The organism is Bacillus sp. PSXD-155, from assembly GCF_049310765.1.
GTDB lineage: Bacteria > Bacillota > Bacilli > Bacillales > Bacillaceae_G > Bacillus_A > Bacillus_A cereus.
The window spans coordinates 250042-269952 of the sequence record NZ_JBMOWC010000001.1; the positions used below are offsets into that span (position 1 = coordinate 250042).

Here is a 19911-nt window from a genome sequence, read left to right on the forward strand (position 1 = left end):
GTACTATTTTTTTTATAACAAAATGACTCTTACATTCCACCAGTCATTCTATTACAACAATGTAATGCTATTGTCATCTCATTCGATAGTTCGCCCACTTGATTCCCTATACAATGAAGACAAGAAATAAAACAAAGGAGCGTACACATGATGAAAAAATTTTTAGAGGTTGTAGGTGCTGTATTTTTAGCTTTCGTAGATGGGAAAAAAGTTGCAATGGAATTGAATGAAACACCTGAACAACCACGTACAAAAAGAAAAGAATCACCAAAACAAATACAAGCATTAAAAGCTGTCCTATACACGTAAAAACCCTTCACTTTTCTTTTCAAATGAAGGGTTTCTTTTCTATAGTGTAATACTTTCTCCAGCTTCTAATACTTTCCCTGTACAATTTTGTAGCTTTTCTACAAATTGATATGGATCTTGTTCAATAACTGGGAACGTATTGTAATGCATCGGTACAACAGTTTTCGCATTAATCCATTTTGCCGCTAGTACAGCATCTTCTGGTCCCATTGTGAAATTATCACCAATTGGTAAAAATGCTAGATCAACTTTATTTAATTCCCCAATTAACTTCATATCAGAGAATAGTGCAGTATCTCCTGCGTGGTACACTGTTTTCTCTTCTGCTGTAAATAAAATACCTGCTGGCATACCTGTATATGTAATCGTCTTATTTGCTTCATCAATATAACTAGAGCCGTGGAATGCTTGTGTAAACTTCACTTTTCCGAAGTCAAATTCATGTGAACCACCAATATGCATCGGATGTGTATTTACACCTTGCCAACTTAAAAATGTTGCTAGTTCAAATGGCGCTACAACAACTGCATTATTTTTCTTCGCAAGTTCTACTGTATCTCCAACATGATCACCGTGTCCATGCGATAAAAGGATTGCATCCACTTTTACATCTTCAGCTTTTAAATCTGTTTTCGGATTACCTGTTAAAAACGGGTCAATTAAAATAACTTTTCCATTCGCCTCAATTTTCACAACTGAATGCCCATGATAAGATACTTTCATTATTACATTCCTCCCCTATTCACATTCTCACTTTTTATTCTACATGATTTTTCAATTCCCTGTCTTTTCTAACATCTATTTACTTGTCATAACGCTTTCTTCCGAGTTAAAGTTATATTTGTAATTAAATATCTCGGGGGTGCCAATCGATGAATGCTAGATTAGAAAATTTAATGCAATGGCTAAAAGAAAAAAACGTAGAAGCTGCGTTCTTAACTTCTACACCGAACGTCTTCTACATGACGAACTTCCACTGTGAACCGCATGAAAGATTACTTGGTATGTTTGTATTCCAAGAAAAAGAACCTATTTTAATTTGTCCTAAAATGGAAGAAGGTCAAGCACGTAACGCTGGCTGGGCACATGAAATTATCGGATTTACTGATACTGACAGACCATGGGATATGATTGCAAAAGCAATTAAAGACCGCGGCATCAATGCAAATGCAGTTGCAATTGAAAAAGAACATTTAAACGTAGAGCGCTACGAAGAATTAACGAAATTATTCCCAAATGCAGCTTTCAAATCAGCTGAGGAGAAAGTTCGCGAACTTCGTTTAATTAAAGATGAAAAAGAACTTTCTATTTTACGCGAAGCAGCTAAAATGGCGGACTACGCTGTTGAAGTTGGTGTAAATGCAATTAAAGAAAACCGTAGCGAGCTAGAAGTATTAGCAATTATTGAACACGAATTAAAAACAAAAGGCATACATAAGATGTCATTTGATACGATGGTATTAGCGGGTGCAAACTCTGCTCTTCCACACGGTATTCCTGGCGCAAACAAAATGAAGCGCGGTGATTTCGTACTATTTGATTTAGGTGTAATCATTGAAGGTTATTGCTCTGATATTACACGTACAGTAGCATTCGGTGAGATTTCTGAAGAGCAAACTCGCATTTACAACACTGTACTTGCTGGACAACTACAAGCAGTTGAAGCATGTAAACCAGGTGTTACACTTGGCGCAATCGATAACGCTGCTCGTTCTGTTATCGCAGATGCAGGTTACGGAGACTTCTTCCCGCACCGACTTGGTCATGGACTTGGAATTAGCGTACATGAATATCCAGATGTAAAAGCTGGTAACGAGTCTCCATTAAAAGAAGGTATGGTCTTCACAATCGAACCTGGTATTTACGTACCAAACGTAGGTGGCGTTCGTATTGAAGATGATATTTACATTACAAAAGACGGATCAGAAATTTTAACGAAATTCCCGAAAGAATTACAATTTGTAAAATAATAAAAAGGCAGCGTGAATGCTGCCTTTTTTTATTCCTCTACTATTTCAAATTTCTCTACAATCATTCTTGCTGGATAGCTTTCAAGTATTTGAGAAAACCATACTTTTATTTTATCCCCTGTTTTTAACTGTTTATATGCGTCTTTGTCCTTAAAGCTCAAGACTATATGTGGTGGATGCTCTTTATTCATTTGTTGTTCTATATAATTTTGTAACTCTACTTTTGTTTCAAACGTTTTATCATCGGCAAAAAATACCGTGTCATTTCTTAATATGATATACCCTTCTTTAGGGACTTCTTTTACCGTTACTTGCTCTACTTGTTTTGTAGTACACGCTGATAATATGACTAGAAATACACTTAAAAACATAACAATTTTCACATGCCTATTCATTTTTAACTCCTCACTCTAGGCTACTTCAAATTTAACACCATCTTCTCCTCATACTTATCATCCCATTTAATTACAACTTCTATCGGTTCATCTTTAGATAGAGGTGCACAACTTACACAAGAAGATTTTATTTCAACCCTTGCTCCTTTATGAACTTCTGACGTTTGTGTCATTGTACTAAAGGCTCCATTAATAGCAATCTCTAAGTTTTTAAATTCTGTCTTTCCATCCCCACCCTTATATTGAAACGTAAACATTCCATCTTCACTGTCATCCTTAATATGCCCTTTATATTGTCCAGTCCAACTTTTGCTCTCACTAGAAAAATTAACATACGAAATGGAACAGCTTCCTAAAAAGAAAATACTAATGAAAAAGAATAATGCTCTCTTCATAATGCCCCCTCCATTCAAATACACTTATTTATCCCGCATTTACGGACAGTAAGATCCCCACATCAAAATTCATTGCCTATTCCTTCCTTTTATTATACTGTTAAAATACAGAATTTTCTAAAATAGGAGGATTTATATGTTACAACAACAATTAGAAGAAATTCGTAATAATAATTACATACTGGATAACACACTTAACATTGATTCTTTAAGTTCCAATATGCTTGAACATATTGGCGATACTAATAGCTATTTAAGGGACAAACTCATCTACTCTACTTTTTATCATCTCATCAAAAATCGCTACCTTTCACACACACAATTACAGAAACTATTATTAGAAAGCATCGGTGAAAAATATTTATTGTATAAGATTCATTCAGATGATGAAGATGCTGTATTTACTCGTGCATTTACAACCTTATTAATTGCGCTCATTATAGATGCAGATACAACTCATAATTTCTTATCACAGAATGATATTTTAACTGTAAAAGATCAATTAATTCTATATATGAACAATGAACATGATTTCCGCGGATATGTGCAAGACCACGGCTGGGCACATAGTATCGCACATGCTTCCGATACATTTAAGGCGCTTGTTCATAGTCCTAAACTAGAAACTTTACATTACGAAGAGATATTAAAAACTTTGTTAAACAAAGTTTGTGTCCATTCTATTTACTACAAATATGAAGAAGACGAGCGTCTCGTTTATCCGATTGTCGCAATGCTGCAAAATGGCCTAAAAGAAGACATACTCATATTAGCCCTTCGTGACTTAGTAGCTCAATTACTGGTCCAAAAACAAGCACTACCTATTGAATCGTACGAGTTTTTATATGGAAATACAAAATCTTTCTTACGTAGCTTATTTTTCAGACTACGCACACTTTCTATATGTGAAGAAACCGAATTCGAAATTGAAAAATTGCTACAAGAGCTTCCAAAATATTATTAAAAAAGAAGGCCACTCAAAAAGTGCCTTCTTCTATTTCACTAATATTTAATTGAAATTTCACGATCCAAACTGAGAAAAGGTGGACAAGAAGCGCAAACGCCATACATGCTCCACTTAAAAAAGTTAGTATAGGATGCGAATACACGTGCCCCAACCCATAGGATATCGCCACGAAAAACATTGTTATGTAAATATAAATTGCTCCATGTATTTGCCTCATATAAACCTCCTTTTCCCATATTATAACATAAATTTTCTGATTATTCACATTAATTACTTGTAATCAATATTTCTCAACTGTTACACCTCTTACAACCGCCTTAATATACGGTGACCCTTGTAAACTTTGTAAATCCTCTGTTTTTCCTGTTACGACTATACCGTATATTGGTAAGTCTTTTGGTTTGGTGTTTTTTATTTCTTTATCCCGCATTAACGGGCAGTAAGACCTCACATCAAAATTCAGCGGAAGCAAAGAAATTAGGTGGGGGGCGGACTGCCCGTAAAAGCCCGATTGGTGAGGGCTGATAATCAGTGGGGGATGAACCACTCCACTGATTAAAGTTTCACTTTATAGTTTATCCTAAAATATTCTCGATATCCCTCTTTATTTTCACTTAAAGATATTCAAATGCAGCTTTTATAAATTTTTTCATAATAAAAAGCACATCCATTTTGATGCGCTTTTCACATATATTTTAGTAAAATATGAATCATTTTTTTGAAGCAAAAACTCCCACTCCTCTCTCCCCATACTATCGTTATGACTTAGTTGCCATAATAATTGAACGAGGATAGAACCCCAACTTTTCATAAAACGATACAGCTTCATTTCCATACACTACTGTTAATTCAATTTCATCTATCTTCTTCGCTTTAAACCATTCCACTGCACTATTCATTAATTTTAAGCCAAATCCGTTTCTTCGGTATTTTTCATCAACGAATAAAACTTCAATCTTTCCGCTTACACTTTTACTATACGCTATACAAAACCCTAATATATCATCTGTTTCCGCCTCAACTAATAATTCAATTCTATATTCTCCGTAATTTGAATTCTGTTTATAATTTTCAATACGTTCCTCAAATGTCATTCTTGGATAATCACCAGAAAAATGTTTTGATTTATTATTATGATATTCATGCAATTTATTTAAAAGTTCTCTTATTATTTCTATTTCACCGAGAGTGATATATTTATTACTAATTTTCATCCTACAGCATCTCCAATAATATATATTCCAACAAAAAAGAAGATCATTTTACGGTTATAAAATAACAATCTATTATTTCATCGCTTCCTTCACAACATCTTGAATCATAACAACTTCTGTTTTCATATCAATAGACGTTGCTTCTTCATCGATACATTCATACCAAAATGCTAAGTGCTTTTTATCAATTTCATGATGCGAATTTTCGACAAAAATACCACCTTCTCCTTGCACAGAATACCAATATAAGTACTCTTCTCCATCTCTTATTTCCCGGAAAATTGTCTCAACGTACATCTTTTCGTCGTTTAATGTCAAAAGCACTTCTTTCAAATTGTCATTAAGAAGCTGCATCCATTCATCTACTCGATGACTCTTACCAGGCTTAACTTTAAATCTTGTTAATTCTACATTCATTTTTATTCCCCCGTTTTCTTACGTACAAACAAACTATATTCTATTGGATGATAAAAACTTAATTTACTAGCTAATTTTCGCGAAGGAATATTGTCTACATAACAATCCCAGCTCGGTATAATGTCATTTTGCATGCAATGTTCAATGAACCTTGTTGCAACAGCTTGAGCTAATCCTTTCCCTTGATGCGCTTCATGTGTTGCAATATCTATTTCAGCAAAACCATTCCCGCTAAATATTGAGACACATTCAGCTACAATTATCCCATCTTGTTCTATACAAAATCCAAAACCACTGTTCAAAAACGTTTCTTTTGATCCCCAATACTCTTTGTAGTACTCCTCTTTAAATTCACTGCTGCGCTCTATATCTCTTCTATCAATACGCTTCACTTCATATGTATTTTTGTTAAAATCTCGTTGACTCTCTTCAAAGGTTACGCTTTGAAATTTCATTCGCGGGATGTTCCGAAGTACATTACTAAAACGCTCTTCTATCATCATTTCCCACTCTTCACTCGAAGTGAACAGTGTAAATCTCTTCTCTGTTTTTTCAATAGCCGTTTTTAAATATGAAAATAACTCTTCGTTATAATTTTGATCATCCGTATCACCAAATAAATAATAGATACCATTAGCTGTAATAATTAATCCTGCTGTTAATTGCCCGTTTATAAAAACCTCACCATCTATCATTTGATCACATACCGCATAAGCAAACGTCGTCGTTCTTGTATTACCTTCTAAAACCGGAAGAACTTTTCTATAATCGGCTACAGATAATTTTTTCATAATTGCTCCACTTTAATCGTATCAGCCTCTATATGTTCAAAACAAAGATTTACCGTTCTCTTTAATGCTCTCGTTCTATGAATCGTACATGCTGGAATTAAAATAGAATCATTTGGCTTTAAAACCGCTGTTTCTCCATCTTCAAAATCAATAAGTAATTCTCCCTCTAGCACAATAAATAATTCATCCGAATTAGAATGATAGTGCCAATCATATTCACCAGTAAATACAGCGATTCGTAAACAATGACTGTTTATATTTGAAACGACGAAGTTTTTATGTTGATCTTGAATGTCTTTTGTTAATTCTATTAAGTTCACAGTTTCCATATTTCATCCCATCCTTTCGTTAGTCGTTCTTCTGAAAAATTAACTTAATCTCCACCACCTCCGCAATCTCCTCCACCATCACTTGAGCTACTACAATCACTGCTACTGTAGTGACCGAATCCACTTGATGAGCTTGAAGCGTATGAAGATTTTTTGCTTCTTTTTCTATCTTTTTTACTTTCATGACTAGGCCATACTGTAGCAAATAATATAAAGAATAAGACTAATTCTATTGCAACAAGGAGAAATTCTAAAATACTCTCAATAATATTAGAAATTATCTCAAAACTGTAAAACACTCCAAATGAATACATACACAAAATTACATACAGAGCCATACAAATATACCGAAATGTTTTCTCTATCGTAATGACTACTTTTTGTGAAAAAGGTATGTTCTGTTCCTGTTTTTTCTTTATATACCTTTGTCTCTTTGCCTGTTTTTTCTTCCTCTTTTTGCTCCCCATCGAATCCCCTCTTTTTATTATATAATTCTAAATTATCATAATAAAAAATGATTTACACCAATAAATAACAATTATTCACATGTTATTTCCCCATATAAAAAAGACCCTCCTCACGAAAAGGAAGGTCTCAAATGTATTTCTATTATGATAAAGCAGGAGCTTTTTCAAGTAGCTCTTTCGCATCAGCGTATTGTAAACCGTGAGCTTCTGCAACTGCTTCGAATGTTACATAACCATCTAATGTGTTAATACCTTTTAATAATGCAGTGTTGCCTAAGCAAGCTTCTTTGTAGCCTTTGTTAGCAATTTGTACTGCATATGGTACTGTTACGTTTGTTAATGCAAGAGTTGACGTACGTGGAACCGCACCTGGCATATTAGCAACTGCATAATGAACAACGCCGTGTTTTTCATAAGTTGGGTTGTCATGAGTTGTAATACGATCAGTTGTTTCGAAAATACCACCTTGGTCAATCGCGATATCTACAACGACAGAACCTGATTCCATTGATTGAATCATTTCTTCAGTTACAAGTTTTGGCGCTTTTGCACCCGGAATTAATACTGCTCCAATAACAAGGTCAGATTCTTTAACAGCTTCTGCAATGTTGTATGGATTAGACATTAATGTTTTTACTTGGTTACCGAAAATATCATCTAATTGACGAAGACGTTCTGCACTTAAGTCAATGATTGTTACATCTGCACCTAAACCTACTGCAATCTTAGCTGCGTTTGTACCAGCTTGACCACCGCCGATAATTGTTACTTTGCCGCGTTTTACCCCTGGAACGCCTGCAAGTAAAATACCTTTACCGCCTTTGTTTTTCTCAAGGAATTGTGCACCGATTTGTGCAGACATACGACCAGCTACTTCACTCATAGGTGCAAGTAATGGTAAAGAACGATTGTCTAATTGTACTGTTTCGTATGCGATTGATGCAACTTTGTTATCGATTAATGCTTTCGTTAATTCTGGTTCTGGAGCTAAGTGTAAGTATGTGAATAAAATTAAACCTTCACGGAAATAGCCGTATTCACTTGCTACTGGCTCTTTCACCTTCATAACCATATCTTGATTCCATGCTTCTTCAGCAGTTTCTACAAGTTTCGCACCAGCTTGTACGTATTCTTCATCCGTAAAGCCAGATCCTAAACCTGCTCCTTTTTGAACAAAAACTTCATGACCATTTTGTACTAAATGTACTGCTCCCGCTGGCGTCATTGCCACACGGTTTTCATTGTTCTTAATTTCTGTTGGAATACCGATACGCATGATTAGTTCCCCCTTGAGTTATGAAATGACCCCTGAATCATTTTTTAAAGCGCTTTCTACGCTCTTATATTTTAACATAATATCTCAATATTTGACAAAAAATAATACAAGTTTTCCGATAGATTTAATTTTATATTAAAGGACAGTATTATCCGCACCTCTCAGCACAATGGATAAACTGTCCAATTATTCGAAACTTCATCTTATTTTATTCTATCGATGTCTATGAATAACATCCACTGCACCAGTCACTTCAATAATTGTACCGGTAATCATATCGGAATCGTCCTCACATAAAAACGAAATGGTTCTTGCAATATCTTCACCTGTTCCAGATCTACCAATCGGTGTGTTATGCTCTTTCAGCTGACGTGCTTCTTGAATAGTTGCCTCTTTCATATCGCCAATAATATCACCAGGACATACCATGTTCGCAGTAATACCATACTCCGCTTCTTCATAAGCAACTGTTTTCGTTAATGAAACAAGTCCTACTTTCGCTGCGGCAAAAGCTGAACGATAAATCCATCCCGGTGCACTATCCGCCCCTTGAAATCCGTAATTAATAATACGGCCAAAGTTCTGTTTTCTCATGACCGGAACAACAAGTTTTAATAAATGAAATACCGCTGTTAAATTTCCCTGAATCATTTCATTCCATTCATCTTCTTCATAATCAACTAACTTTTTTCGTTCAAATACATATGGACCAGCATTATTAATTAAAAAGTCAATTTTGCCAAAACGGCTCATCGCTTCTTCTACTATTTTATGTAAATCTTCCTTTTTCGTGACATCTGCTTGCACGAATTGTAGACGCTCTTCCACATCTTTATATGTTTCTTTCATCGTTTCCATAGCCGTGATATCGCTATGATACGTTACTGTTACTGAATAGCCTTTAGCCAATAACTTTTCTGTTACTTGCTTTCCTAAACCTTTCGTACCGGCTGTAATGAGCGCATGTCTCACAAAACTGCCCCCTTTTAAATTGCTATACTTCATATGTAACAAGTTCTCGCTCCAATTACAACTAAAATGAATTGAAACAGAGTTTTCAAAATTCTGTAACGTTTCTGGCAAGCACGTTACCAAAATTTGTTTTATAATTAAGTTGTAAACAGTTATAAAACAGATTGGGAGGAATTTACTATGAATAATACATATACAAATATTTTAATCGCGGTGGATGGTTCTAAAGAAGCAGAAAAAGCCTTTAAAAAAGCAATTCAAGTCGCAAAGCGCAACAATGCAACATTAACAATCGCTCATATCGTTGATGTAAAAGCGTACTCAGCAGTAGAGGCTTATAGCCGTGCAATTGCTGAACGTGCAAATCTATTTGCAGAAGACTTATTAGAAGACTACAAAAAAACTGCGCTTGAAGCTGGTCTTGAAAAAATTGAAACTGTATTAGAATTTGGTAATCCTAAATCTAAAATTTCAAAAGAAATCGCTCCAAACCATAAAGTAGATTTAATTATGTGTGGTGCAACTGGTTTAAATGCTGTTGAACGTTTCCTAATTGGTAGCGTCTCTGAACATATTATTCGCTATGCGAAATGCGATGTCCTTGTTGTTCGTGGTGATGAGGAGCAAGGTGAGCTTTAATTTATAGATAAAACACCAAGTCCACATAGGCTTGGTGTTTTTCATTTTATCAACTTCACTATAAACACAAAACATGCTACGACAACAACGGTAATTGCCAATACATAAGGCGGCAGAAACTTCAAAGACCATAATGCCATCATGATTGTCGCAACTGTTAAATACGTTTGCTTTGTATCTTCTGTCATTTTTTTACGAAGTAAGAAGACGGACAAATAGCCAATTGGCGGCGTAATGAAGCAAAGAACATATATGATTTTTGATTTTAAATACCATTTTTGTTCTCCAAGTTTCTTTATATCCCCTTCTATTCTCTTATGCTCTTGTTCTTTCGCTTCTTCTACAAGCGGATTTTCCTCTTCTCCTCGCTTTTCTTTCATATAAGGAAGAAAGTGCATAAAAAAATAGTATGCGAATACGAACGCTCCAAATCCAATATTTAATCTTTCTAATGGAATATGCTCACTAAAAAAAGCAGCAGTAAGCACTAAAGACAAACAGTACGTCATCATCCAAAATGAACGTTTTCTCTTTTTCCGTTCCATTTCTTTTTTACCTTGTATATCTTTTCTTTTCGAAAGCCATATAGAAATAAAGCAATCTACTACAAATAGAGAAAAGATAAATATCGCAACATGTACTGTTTCTACATTTCCAAATGAAAATACGTTTGGGAATGCAACATGCAATACAATTAGCGTGTACAAAATTAGCCCTATAAAATAAATACGTCTCATTTCTCATCCCTTTCTTATTTCCTAACATTACGTTAACATACATTTTTTAGAAATAGACGGACAAAATATATATGTGTAAAAAAGGAGGATGCTATATGGATGATTCTGAACGCATTATTTTAGACGTAAACGGAAAAGAAATTGAAATGCTAGATACAATTCGCACTCATTTTAAAGAAAAACATGGCGTTGAACTAAGTAATGGTGCATTACTTCGTGATTTAATGGATATTGAGTATATTCGAATTACAGAAGATCGACATAAGTATAATTAAAAGAAAACGACTGCAGGCGAATGCCATCAGTCGTTTTCTTTCTTTATTTAAGCTCTTGATGCTTCCCGCCCATACCACCTGGCTCATTACTATCTTGGTGTACAGTTAGTTTATTTGTTTTCGCATCTTTTAAAACTCTATATGTATATGATTCATTTGGTTCATCTTTAAACTGCACATTCATACCATACGAATCCATTTTGCTATAAAAGGCCGGTTTTATATATAAAATATCACTTTCTTTATATCCTTTATCTTGCAAATGCCACATCGTTACGATAACCGCTTCTTCTCGCTTTTCTTTTTCACCAACATACATATATTTGTCCAAAAGAAACACTTTAGCATTTGCAATTAAACTAATTACCAGTACAATGATAAACACTATTTTTTTCATAGACTTCCCCCTAAATCGTTATTTTTTACTATATTGTAATTTAAATATTAGTAAAAAACAAAGTACGCCAGACTTTACTAGACTGGCGTACTTCCCAACTCAATTCTTAATAAATTCTTTCGTCAACCCCTTCGCCTTCTCCAAAGCGTTTTTGATTTGTTCAAATCCTGTTCCACCAGCACTATTACGACGCTTTACAGCCGCATATGGTGAAAGAACTTCATACAAATCTTCTTCAAATAAAGAGCTCATTTCTTGATATGTTTCAAGCGGGACATCTAATAAATAAATTCCTTTTTGTGTGCAATGTAGCACTAACTTCCCAACAATTTCATGAGCTTGACGGAATGGTAGTCCTTTGTTTGCTAAGTAGTCGGCAATTTCTGTTGCGTTGGAGAAATCTTGCGTCACAGCTTGCCCCATTTTTTCTTTGTTTACAGTCATCGTTTCAAGCATGCCCGCCATAATATGAAGGCATCCTTCTACTGTTTTGACTGTATCAAACATTCCTTCTTTATCTTCTTGTAAGTCTTTATTGTAAGCGAGTGGTAATCCTTTCATTACTGTAAGTAAACTGAATAAATTACCGTATACTCTGCCTGTTTTACCACGGATTAGTTCCGCCATATCCGGATTTTTCTTTTGCGGCATAATGCTGCTTCCTGTCGCGTATTGATCGCTCATTTCAATAAATTGAAACTCTTGGCTACTCCATAAAATAAGTTCTTCACAAAAGCGTGATAAGTGCATCATAAGCATAGATGAGTTACTTAAAAACTCCAGTATGAAATCACGATCACTTACTGCATCTAAACTATTTTCATAGATTCCATTAAACCCAAGAAGTTCCGCACTATATTCTCGGTCGATCGGGAATGTCGTCCCAGCTAGCGCTCCTGCTCCTAATGGGGAGATATTAATACGCTTTAATGAATCTTCATAACGATTCACATCACGCTCTAACATCCAAAAGTAAGCAAGAATATGATGAGCAAATGAAATCGGCTGGGCACGCTGTAAATGCGTATAGCCAGGCATAATTGTCTCAATGTTATTTTCTGCTTGATGAACAAGAACAGTTTGCAATTGTTTTGTAGCTTTTATAATATGTTCTACCTTTTCTTTTAAATACAAATGCATATCTGTCGCCACTTGATCGTTACGACTTCGGCCTGTATGAAGTTTCCCTCCTACTTCACCGATTTTTTCAATTAACATCTTTTCAATATTTAAATGAATATCTTCAGCTTCAACCGAAAAATGTAATTTATTTTGTTTCGCTTCTTCTAATAAATATTGAAGACCTATCTTTATTTTCTCTGCCTCTTCTTTCGTAACGATGCCTTGCTTTGCTAGCATCGTTACGTGTGCAATACTCCCGTTTATATCTTGATTTACTAATTGTTGATCGAAGGAGATGGATGCTCCAAACTCTTCAACCCACGCTTCCGCTTCTTCCGTAAATCGTCCGCCCCAAAGTTTGCTCACGCTTCCACCTTCTTTTGATTCACTTGGCTGTATACTTTCGTCGGTAAACCGAATAATGAAATGAATCCAACTGCTGCATCATGATTAAATTCATCTTGAGCAGTATATGTTGCTAATTTTTCATCGTATAAAGAGTATTCAGATTTACGTCCTTCTACAATCGCATGACCTTTAAATAATTTCACACGCACTGTACCTGTTACATTCTTTTGCGTTTCTTGTAAAAATGCATGAAGCGCTTGTTTTAAAGGTGAGAACCATAAACCGTTATAAATAAGTTCTGTTATTTTCTGTTCAATCACTGGTTTAAAATGCGCTACTTCTTTTACGTGTGTTAAATCTTCCAACTCTTTATGCGCGGTGATTAACGTCATTGCTGCTGGGCATTCGTATACTTCACGAGATTTAATACCGACAAGACGATTTTCTACGTGATCAATACGTCCAACGCCGTGTTTTCCAGCAAGCGCATTTAACGTTTTAATTAATTCTGAAAGTGAATATGCAGTACCATTTAAAGTAGTCGGTACGCCTGCTTCAAATCCGATTTCTACAAACTCTGGTTTATTCGGTGTATCTTCTAATGCCAATGTCATCTCATATGCATCTTCTGGCGGCGCTGCCCATGGATCTTCTAAAATTCCACATTCGTTGCTGCGTCCCCATAAGTTTTGATCGATTGAAAACGGGCTATCTAAATTAATCGGAATTGGTACATCATTTTCTTTTGCATATGCAATTTCTTCTTCACGTGACCATTTCCATTCACGTACAGGCGCAATCACTTCTAAGTAAGGATTTAATGCTTGGATAGAAACTTCAAAACGAACTTGGTCATTTCCTTTCCCTGTACATCCGTGTGCAACTGCAGTTGCGCCTTCTTGTTCTGCGATTTCCACTAATTTCTTCGCAATAAGCGGACGAGATAATGCAGAGACAAGAGGGTATTTCCCTTCGTATAATGTGTGTGCTTGCATCGCCATCAATGCATATTCATTCGCAAATTCTTCTTGGACATCCACCATATATGATTTAATTGCACCAACTGAAAGCGCCTTTTCTTTCACAAACCCTAAGTCTTTCCCTTCCCCTAAGTCTAAACAAAGCGCGATAATATCATAATTCTTCTCTTGTAACCATTTAATTGCAACGGAAGTATCAAGACCTCCGGAATATGCTAATACAACTTTTTTCTTCTCCATTTTGCATCCCCCTAAAGAATAAATATTCATTTTATTTTATAATAATTCACACTTTACCACCTTTCACAAAATGTATCAAGAGTCATTTTCAAATTTTTTCAAACAATTTCGTCGAACTTCTTTCTGTTTTTCTGTACAATATAAGCAGGAAAACGGGGGTGAACTTATGGAAAAGTATTTCTTATACGATGAACATCTAGGAATTGAAATTCCGCATTTACAAGAAGACTGGGAAGAAATCCCCGAAAAAATGCAACATGCTATTTTACTAAGATGGGAACAAGTTCGCGGGAAAATTCCTGATCGTATAAAAGAACTTGAGCACTATATTAATACAAAACAACATTATTTAAATAACGAAGAAGACTTCGAAGTTTCTTGTAAACTAAATTCAGAAATTGCCGATCTTGCTTCCATCATTAATGACCTTTGGCTTTGGTATCGACTCACTCAAAATGTATCTGAGGGGAAAGCACACCAATGAAAAAAGCATGCCCCTCAATTACTTTGGGTCATGCTTTTTTGTCGTAACATGATTTACAATATATTTCTTGTGCTGTTTTCGCCAAACATACATCGAATGGACCAACTAATATACTTCTTTCTTTCGGCAACTTTACAAAAGCAACAAGCTCTTCTTCATATTGAATTTTTTTCTGACATGAAATGCATATTAATTCTTTTCTTTTGAACATATCTTTTAACATGTCTTCACTCTCCCCTTCATCTATCTATATTAATATACTCTCATAATAGTTAAGACTTGTAAAAAAATGACACATTCCGAATCGAATGATTCATATACTATGTACAAAAGGAGGTCTAAAGCTTATGCGTGCTTTCGTTATTATCGCTTTAACTTTTTTAAGTGTGATTAGTTGGGATGCGTTTTTTAAAGATAAAAGTGATGAAAAAAATACAACTGAATAAAACCCTTTTTTTCTTACTTATTGGACAAACCGTTACAAACTGTCCAATCCTCCGAAATAACTTAGGCTTTTCTACAAAAATATTTAAACATAACATTTTTTGTAGATTCCCTCCGTTTATTGTCGGTTTCCATCCGCATACATTTTTTAAAAGTATGATATAATAGTATAAATCTTGAAGGAAGGGATTTTGATATCATGATCGCTCGAAGGAGCATGTGGCATCGTATTGACGAATCATACACATAGCGTATTTTTTAGCTCAGATACTTTAGTCTAGCGAAAAAAATACGAGAGTGGGGAAATTATGATTGCCCGAAGGATAATTTGGCAAAAAAAAGACTCTTCTTACACATAGCGTTTTGTTTAGGACTTAATTGTTACTAACTAAACAAAACAAAGAAGAGCAGGATTGCTAAATGACGAATCCTACTCCACGTTTTGTTTAGTCGTTTTAAGACTTAAACTAAAACGAAGGTAGGGAGAATTGATGGACGAGAGGATTATTCGTTATTTCTTCAGCGACATATAGCGTAGTTAGTTTTTTCGTAAACTAACTGAAAGCTACATGTGAGCTCGTAGTTAGTTTACAACACAAAAAGGACTACTAACTACGGAAAGAAGGAATAACGATGAGGAACATCCAAAGTCGGCAAATTATTAAAGAAATTTTTATGGTTTTAATCGGTTCATTTATTTTAGCAGCAGCGCTATATCACATTCACTTCCAAAACCACTTAACAGAAGGTGGCTTTGTAGGAATTGCACTATTCATTCAAAACTTTTATGATATTTCACCATCTATTTCAACTGTATTAATGGATATCCCAATTATTTTACTGTGTGCTTCATTTTTAGGTAGAAAAATGGTTGGCTACTCATTCTTAGGTTCAATTTCATTCGGAGTATTTTATTCCTTTATGGAAAATTATTCTCCATTTACGGTAGATTTATCAAATAACTTATTTATAGCTGCAGTAGTTGGCGGTGCGTTAGCTGGTATTGGACTCGGTTTTATATTGCGATTTGGCGGTGCAACCGGTGGAGACGATATTTTAACAATTGTATTAAGTAAACGAACTCGTTTTACAATTGGGCAAATTTTCTTCGTCTTTGACGCGATTGTTCTTGCGCTTTCATTATATTATTTAAATTGGACAGAAATTGCTTTTACTATTCTTTCGATTGCCGTACAGGCAAAAACATTGGATTTAATTTATTATCCAAAAACAGAAAAAACAGCAGAAAAGCAGCCGGTATCTGTTCCAATGTCCAAAAAACATGCAACAAATTAAAAAAGCGAAAGGCTTCGGCCTCTCGCTTTTTTTTATGCTCTTTTTTCTTTCTCGACTATATGGCGCACTTGATAAAATCTATTTGCAAATTCAGTAACGTTTCTTGTTAAACGATAATTCACTGTAGATCCAATTGCCATTCCAATTACCGGAATACCTTGGAATAATTTACGACGAAGAGCATAAATCGAAAATGTCTTCAAAATTTGTTTTAACACAACTTCAGTAGAAGCTGTTTGTAACACTGCTTCGTCTCCTTCATAAAAGAACGAATCTTCTTGTTCCAGCTCTTGCAATAAATTGTACCATGCGTATTGCTGAAGTCTTCCTGGTAGTAATGACGCGTGAAACACCTTTAACGCAAGCATCATTTCATATGGCTTGTTCACATCATGTCCAAATGATGTTGCAATAAGTTGGACCGCCTTCACATTTAACGCGATCATAACCGGAAAATCCGCCGTTAATAATAATAAACCTCCAGCACCTGTCGCCCCGCCTTGCACAAATGAATATAGACGATGACGTGCTGTTTGCTGCTCTGCTATGTATGTTAACTGATCAATAGATAATGCTTTCAAATCTTCAAGCTGTTCAATCGATTCATCAAATAATCTCGATGTTCCTAAAATCCGATTACGTGCGTCTAACTGTGCTTGTGAACTTTGAATAAATGCATGCAAATGAAAGAGCCATCCATCTGCTTTCGTGAAGAATTCTTTTCGCTTTTTCTCAGGTAATTTCGCAACTGTAGTATGTAACCATTTATCAAACACTTTCTGAAAATCGGTCGCTTCTTGCTCAACTAATTGCGCTTCCCATTCTTTTATATTGTCTAAAATGGCTTGTTCTCGCTTCGATCGCATCGTAACAACCACCTCGTTCGATTTTTTTCTATTGTAACATATTTCTGCTTATTCTTTACAAATATGCTTGTATATCTCTTTTCACATACCCTTTATGAGTGACATAAAATAATAGCAAAAAGGATGAGATACTTCACATGAATCTATCCAATCTAAAACAAAACTATAACGCAGTATTCAGCTTAGGACAAAACTGTTGGCCTGCTTGGGCATTATATCAATTAGAATTATCACCATTTTTTGGCGTTATTGATTTTATGCTAAGTCCTTCATTAACGAAAGTAAATTTATTATTACAAAATCGATTTGACCGTTTTTTAAATTTCGAAAATCTATCCTTCATCTCATTTTGGGATGATGATGCCAAATTAAGATTAAGGGACAACCTTTATGAAATTGACTCCTGTCATGACTTTAAAACAGATGTAAACACACCAACTTATTGGCCTTCTTATACAGAAATTAAGTTAAACTATGAACATCGAATTAATCGTTTTCTAACTACAATTGAAACGGCAGAATCCATATTGTTTATTCGAACTGGAGGAACATATGAAGAAGCATGTTCCCTAGAACAAATTTTATCTCAAATCGTTACACATACATTCTCTGTCCTATTACTAATTCCTGCCGATATACCAACTATCACCCAAGAAGATTGGGGATTACAACGTACTTGCGTTATGAAATGTCCTATTATGGATGTATACCAATACAATGAAGCATTTTGGAAAGACTTATTTGATGGAATTACAGTTAGACCACACACTTAAATACACGATACTTTTATCACACCATACATTATAATCGTCTTTATACAAAACAAATAAGGAGTGATTCTATATGTATCCACGTGCAAAAGCTTTCGGTCTTGCTGTACATCAAGATCGCCTTCTCGTACAAGAATATCATACAGAAGGCGAAACATATTATCGTCCTCTTGGCGGTTCCATTGAACTTGGTGAAAAATCAGCACATACTGTTATTCGGGAGTTTACAGAAGAGCTTCATACGGAGATAGAAATCATCAATTATTTAGGTTGTTTAGAAAATGTCTTTCATCTCGATGGAGACATTGGTCATGAAATCATTCAACTATATTCTTTGCGTTTATTAGACACGTCACTATATGAAATGAAAATATTAAATATACAAGATGAGGAAACAGTAGCGTATGCGAAATGGATTCCTATTACGGCATTCATTCAGAAAGAAAAAATATTATATCCAGATGGAGTTTTAAAATACATCCAAAAGAAAAAAGACGAAATCCTATAGGATCTCGTCTTTCTTTTCATATATTAACCAATATCTCCAAGACGTAGTACGTCACGAGCAATCATAACTTCTTCGTCAGTTGGAATTACGATAATTTTTACTGGAGAGTGTGGGAAGCTGATGAATGCTTCTTCACCGAATACGTTATTACGTTTTGCATCGAAGTATACGCCCATGTACTCAAGGCCTTCTAATACGCGCTCACGAATAATCGCACTGTTCTCACCTACACCAGCTGTGAAGATGATTGCGTCTACACCTTTCATACGAGCAGTGTAAGAACCGATGTATTTGTGGATACGGCTTACGAATACATCAAGTGCTACTTTCGCACGGTGGTCGCCTTCTTCTTCTTTCGCAATGATGTCACGTAGGTCACTAGAGTAACCAGTAAGACCTAACATACCACTCTTCTTGTTTAATACGTTAACTACTTCTTCTACTGTTTGGCCTGTTTTTTCCATGATGTATGGAATTAACGCAGGGTCAAGGTTACCAGAACGTGTACCCATTGTTACACCAGCAAGTGGAGTGAAGCCCATAGAAGTATCGATAGATTTACCGCCTTCTACTGCTGCGATACTTGCACCGTTACCTAAGTGACAAGAAAGTAAGCTTAAGCTTTCAATTGGACGACCTAATAATTCAGCCGCACGCTCAGTTACATATTTATGAGAAGTTCCGTGGAAACCGTATTTACGGATGCCGAATTTTTCATAGTACTCATATGGTAAGCTGTATAGGAATGCAGATTCCGGCATTGTTTGGTGGAATGCTGTATCGAATACTGCTACTGCTGGTACGTTTGGTAATACTTCTTGGAATGCTTTAATACCAACAACGTTTGCTGGGTTATGAAGTGGTGCTAAATCGCTTAATTCTTCGATATCAGCTAATACTTCATCAGTAATTAAAACAGAGTCAGCAAATTTTTCGCCGCCGTGAACGACACGGTGACCGATACCGCCAATCTCATCTAGAGATTTAACGATTCCGTTTTCAGTTAACTTTTTAAGAAGCATATTAACTGCTACTGCGTGATCTGGAATGTTTGTAATTTCTTTTTGTTTTTCGCCATCTACAGTAATAGTGAAGATACTATCTTCTAAACCGATACGTTCTACTAAACCTTTTGTTAATACTGTTTCACTTGGCATTTCAAATAATTGGAATTTTAAGGAAGAGCTTCCTGCGTTAATCGCGATGATTTTTGACATCTAGTCTTTCGCCCCTTTTTCTCTTGGTAGTTGTGTGGATGTTTCCACAAACCGCTCGATTTTATCTGATCAAATTCACCAAATAT

Annotated in this window: 27 protein-coding genes and 1 pseudogene; 9 read left to right on the forward strand and 19 right to left on the reverse strand. The window is 35.3% G+C overall.

The window, feature by feature from the left end; genetic code table 11:
- Positions 1–147: 147 nt before the first annotated feature.
- On the forward strand, positions 148–309 hold the full coding sequence (locus tag ACO6VI_RS01240; RefSeq protein ID WP_063548750.1) for a hypothetical protein: 162 nt from the start codon (positions 148–150) through the stop codon (positions 307–309).
- A gap of 39 nt (positions 310–348) precedes the next feature.
- On the opposite strand, the gene ACO6VI_RS01245 is transcribed toward ACO6VI_RS01240, so the two are convergent.
- Positions 349–1032 (reverse strand): metal-dependent hydrolase, encoded by a 684-nt coding sequence (locus tag ACO6VI_RS01245; RefSeq protein WP_000868922.1) that lies wholly within the window; start codon positions 1030–1032, stop codon positions 349–351.
- Between the two features lie 149 nt (positions 1033–1181).
- On the opposite strand from ACO6VI_RS01245, the gene pepQ reads away from it, so the two are divergent.
- Positions 1182–2279, forward strand: a complete 1098-nt coding sequence (pepQ, locus tag ACO6VI_RS01250; protein ID WP_000994037.1) for a Xaa-Pro dipeptidase — start codon at positions 1182–1184, stop codon at positions 2277–2279.
- Positions 2280–2308: 29 nt separating this feature from the next.
- On the opposite strand, the gene ACO6VI_RS01255 is transcribed toward pepQ, so the two are convergent.
- Positions 2309–2674 (reverse strand): DUF3221 domain-containing protein, encoded by a 366-nt coding sequence (locus tag ACO6VI_RS01255; RefSeq protein WP_063548752.1) that lies wholly within the window; start codon positions 2672–2674, stop codon positions 2309–2311.
- A 20-nt stretch (positions 2675–2694) separates the two neighbouring features.
- Positions 2695–3069 (reverse strand): hypothetical protein, encoded by a 375-nt coding sequence (locus ACO6VI_RS01260; protein ID WP_000816700.1) that lies wholly within the window; start codon positions 3067–3069, stop codon positions 2695–2697.
- Positions 3070–3205: 136 nt separating this feature from the next.
- Between ACO6VI_RS01260 and ACO6VI_RS01265 the strand changes: the two genes are divergently transcribed.
- On the forward strand, positions 3206–4033 hold the full coding sequence (locus ACO6VI_RS01265) for a DUF2785 domain-containing protein (protein ID WP_023523162.1): 828 nt from the start codon (positions 3206–3208) through the stop codon (positions 4031–4033).
- Between the two features lie 13 nt (positions 4034–4046).
- Here ACO6VI_RS01265 and ACO6VI_RS01270 read toward each other — a convergent pair whose 3' ends face one another.
- From ACO6VI_RS01270 to ACO6VI_RS01310, 9 genes and pseudogenes are all read right to left on the reverse strand, one after another.
- Positions 4047–4253 (reverse strand): hypothetical protein, encoded by a 207-nt coding sequence (locus ACO6VI_RS01270; RefSeq protein ID WP_001248905.1) that lies wholly within the window; start codon positions 4251–4253, stop codon positions 4047–4049.
- Positions 4254–4316: 63 nt separating this feature from the next.
- Positions 4317–4457, reverse strand: a pseudogene (locus tag ACO6VI_RS01275) (anti sigma factor C-terminal domain-containing protein); the annotation flags it as partial.
- Positions 4458–4794: 337 nt separating this feature from the next.
- Positions 4795–5250: a GNAT family N-acetyltransferase gene (locus ACO6VI_RS01280; RefSeq protein ID WP_161520049.1), complete on the reverse strand. Its 456-nt coding sequence runs from the start codon at positions 5248–5250 to the stop codon at positions 4795–4797.
- 72 nt (positions 5251–5322) lie between these two features.
- Positions 5323–5667 (reverse strand): DUF6176 family protein, encoded by a 345-nt coding sequence (locus ACO6VI_RS01285; protein WP_063548754.1) that lies wholly within the window; start codon positions 5665–5667, stop codon positions 5323–5325.
- A 2-nt stretch (positions 5668–5669) separates the two neighbouring features.
- On the reverse strand, positions 5670–6458 hold the full coding sequence (locus ACO6VI_RS01290) for a GNAT family N-acetyltransferase (RefSeq protein WP_000736718.1): 789 nt from the start codon (positions 6456–6458) through the stop codon (positions 5670–5672).
- Entirely contained in the window at positions 6455–6787 is a 333-nt protein-coding gene (locus tag ACO6VI_RS01295; protein ID WP_000450933.1) for a cupin domain-containing protein, read from the reverse strand. The genes ACO6VI_RS01290 and ACO6VI_RS01295 overlap by 4 nt, the downstream gene beginning before the upstream one ends.
- A 44-nt stretch (positions 6788–6831) precedes the next feature.
- Positions 6832–7254 carry a hypothetical protein gene (locus ACO6VI_RS01300; RefSeq protein WP_078993677.1) on the reverse strand — a complete coding sequence of 141 codons (423 nt, stop codon included), beginning with the start codon at positions 7252–7254 and terminating at the stop codon, positions 6832–6834.
- 142 nt (positions 7255–7396) lie between these two features.
- Positions 7397–8530 carry an alanine dehydrogenase gene (ald, locus tag ACO6VI_RS01305; RefSeq protein ID WP_161520048.1) on the reverse strand — a complete coding sequence of 378 codons (1134 nt, stop codon included), beginning with the start codon at positions 8528–8530 and terminating at the stop codon, positions 7397–7399.
- Between the two features lie 213 nt (positions 8531–8743).
- Positions 8744–9535 (reverse strand): SDR family oxidoreductase, encoded by a 792-nt coding sequence (locus ACO6VI_RS01310; RefSeq protein WP_002024902.1) that lies wholly within the window; start codon positions 9533–9535, stop codon positions 8744–8746.
- Positions 9536–9682: 147 nt separating this feature from the next.
- On the opposite strand from ACO6VI_RS01310, the gene ACO6VI_RS01315 reads away from it, so the two are divergent.
- Positions 9683–10141, forward strand: a complete 459-nt coding sequence (locus ACO6VI_RS01315) for a universal stress protein (RefSeq protein ID WP_001066673.1) — start codon at positions 9683–9685, stop codon at positions 10139–10141.
- A 41-nt stretch (positions 10142–10182) separates the two neighbouring features.
- Here ACO6VI_RS01315 and ACO6VI_RS01320 read toward each other — a convergent pair whose 3' ends face one another.
- Positions 10183–10878 (reverse strand): hypothetical protein, encoded by a 696-nt coding sequence (locus tag ACO6VI_RS01320; protein WP_001252911.1) that lies wholly within the window; start codon positions 10876–10878, stop codon positions 10183–10185.
- 95 nt (positions 10879–10973) lie between these two features.
- Between ACO6VI_RS01320 and ACO6VI_RS01325 the strand changes: the two genes are divergently transcribed.
- Positions 10974–11153, forward strand: coding sequence for a hypothetical protein (locus ACO6VI_RS01325; protein ID WP_000342761.1), 180 nt, complete (start codon positions 10974–10976; stop codon positions 11151–11153).
- Between the two features lie 43 nt (positions 11154–11196).
- On the opposite strand, the gene ACO6VI_RS01330 is transcribed toward ACO6VI_RS01325, so the two are convergent.
- The 3 genes from ACO6VI_RS01330 to ACO6VI_RS01340 form a co-directional block, all read right to left on the reverse strand.
- Entirely contained in the window at positions 11197–11550 is a 354-nt protein-coding gene (locus tag ACO6VI_RS01330) for a DUF3139 domain-containing protein (RefSeq protein ID WP_000724677.1), read from the reverse strand.
- Positions 11551–11649: 99 nt separating this feature from the next.
- Positions 11650–13038 (reverse strand): argininosuccinate lyase, encoded by a 1389-nt coding sequence (argH, locus tag ACO6VI_RS01335; protein WP_000041256.1) that lies wholly within the window; start codon positions 13036–13038, stop codon positions 11650–11652.
- Positions 13035–14240: an argininosuccinate synthase gene (locus ACO6VI_RS01340; protein ID WP_000412336.1), complete on the reverse strand. Its 1206-nt coding sequence runs from the start codon at positions 14238–14240 to the stop codon at positions 13035–13037. The genes argH and ACO6VI_RS01340 overlap by 4 nt, the downstream gene beginning before the upstream one ends.
- Positions 14241–14406: 166 nt before the next feature.
- Between ACO6VI_RS01340 and ACO6VI_RS01345 the strand changes: the two genes are divergently transcribed.
- Entirely contained in the window at positions 14407–14724 is a 318-nt protein-coding gene (locus ACO6VI_RS01345; RefSeq protein WP_000417221.1) for a hypothetical protein, read from the forward strand.
- Between the two features lie 28 nt (positions 14725–14752).
- Here ACO6VI_RS01345 and ACO6VI_RS01350 read toward each other — a convergent pair whose 3' ends face one another.
- The gene (locus ACO6VI_RS01350; RefSeq protein WP_000910273.1) at positions 14753–14947 is read right to left on the reverse strand and encodes a hypothetical protein; all 195 of its coding nucleotides are present in this window, start codon (positions 14945–14947) and stop codon (positions 14753–14755) included.
- Between the two features lie 854 nt (positions 14948–15801).
- On the opposite strand from ACO6VI_RS01350, the gene ACO6VI_RS01355 reads away from it, so the two are divergent.
- Positions 15802–16464, forward strand: coding sequence for a YitT family protein (locus ACO6VI_RS01355; protein ID WP_001244515.1), 663 nt, complete (start codon positions 15802–15804; stop codon positions 16462–16464).
- Positions 16465–16496: 32 nt separating this feature from the next.
- On the opposite strand, the gene ACO6VI_RS01360 is transcribed toward ACO6VI_RS01355, so the two are convergent.
- Positions 16497–17330 carry an EcsC family protein gene (locus ACO6VI_RS01360; protein WP_001256853.1) on the reverse strand — a complete coding sequence of 278 codons (834 nt, stop codon included), beginning with the start codon at positions 17328–17330 and terminating at the stop codon, positions 16497–16499.
- Positions 17331–17467: 137 nt separating this feature from the next.
- Between ACO6VI_RS01360 and ACO6VI_RS01365 the strand changes: the two genes are divergently transcribed.
- Both ACO6VI_RS01365 and ACO6VI_RS01370 read left to right on the forward strand, forming a co-directional pair.
- Positions 17468–18103 carry a DUF1796 family putative cysteine peptidase gene (locus ACO6VI_RS01365; protein WP_063548760.1) on the forward strand — a complete coding sequence of 212 codons (636 nt, stop codon included), beginning with the start codon at positions 17468–17470 and terminating at the stop codon, positions 18101–18103.
- A 70-nt stretch (positions 18104–18173) separates the two neighbouring features.
- The gene (locus ACO6VI_RS01370) at positions 18174–18608 is read left to right on the forward strand and encodes an NUDIX hydrolase (protein WP_000283497.1); all 435 of its coding nucleotides are present in this window, start codon (positions 18174–18176) and stop codon (positions 18606–18608) included.
- Positions 18609–18631: 23 nt separating this feature from the next.
- Here ACO6VI_RS01370 and ackA read toward each other — a convergent pair whose 3' ends face one another.
- Entirely contained in the window at positions 18632–19825 is a 1194-nt protein-coding gene (ackA, locus tag ACO6VI_RS01375) for an acetate kinase (protein ID WP_000034575.1), read from the reverse strand.
- Between the last annotated feature and the right edge of the window lie 86 nt (positions 19826–19911).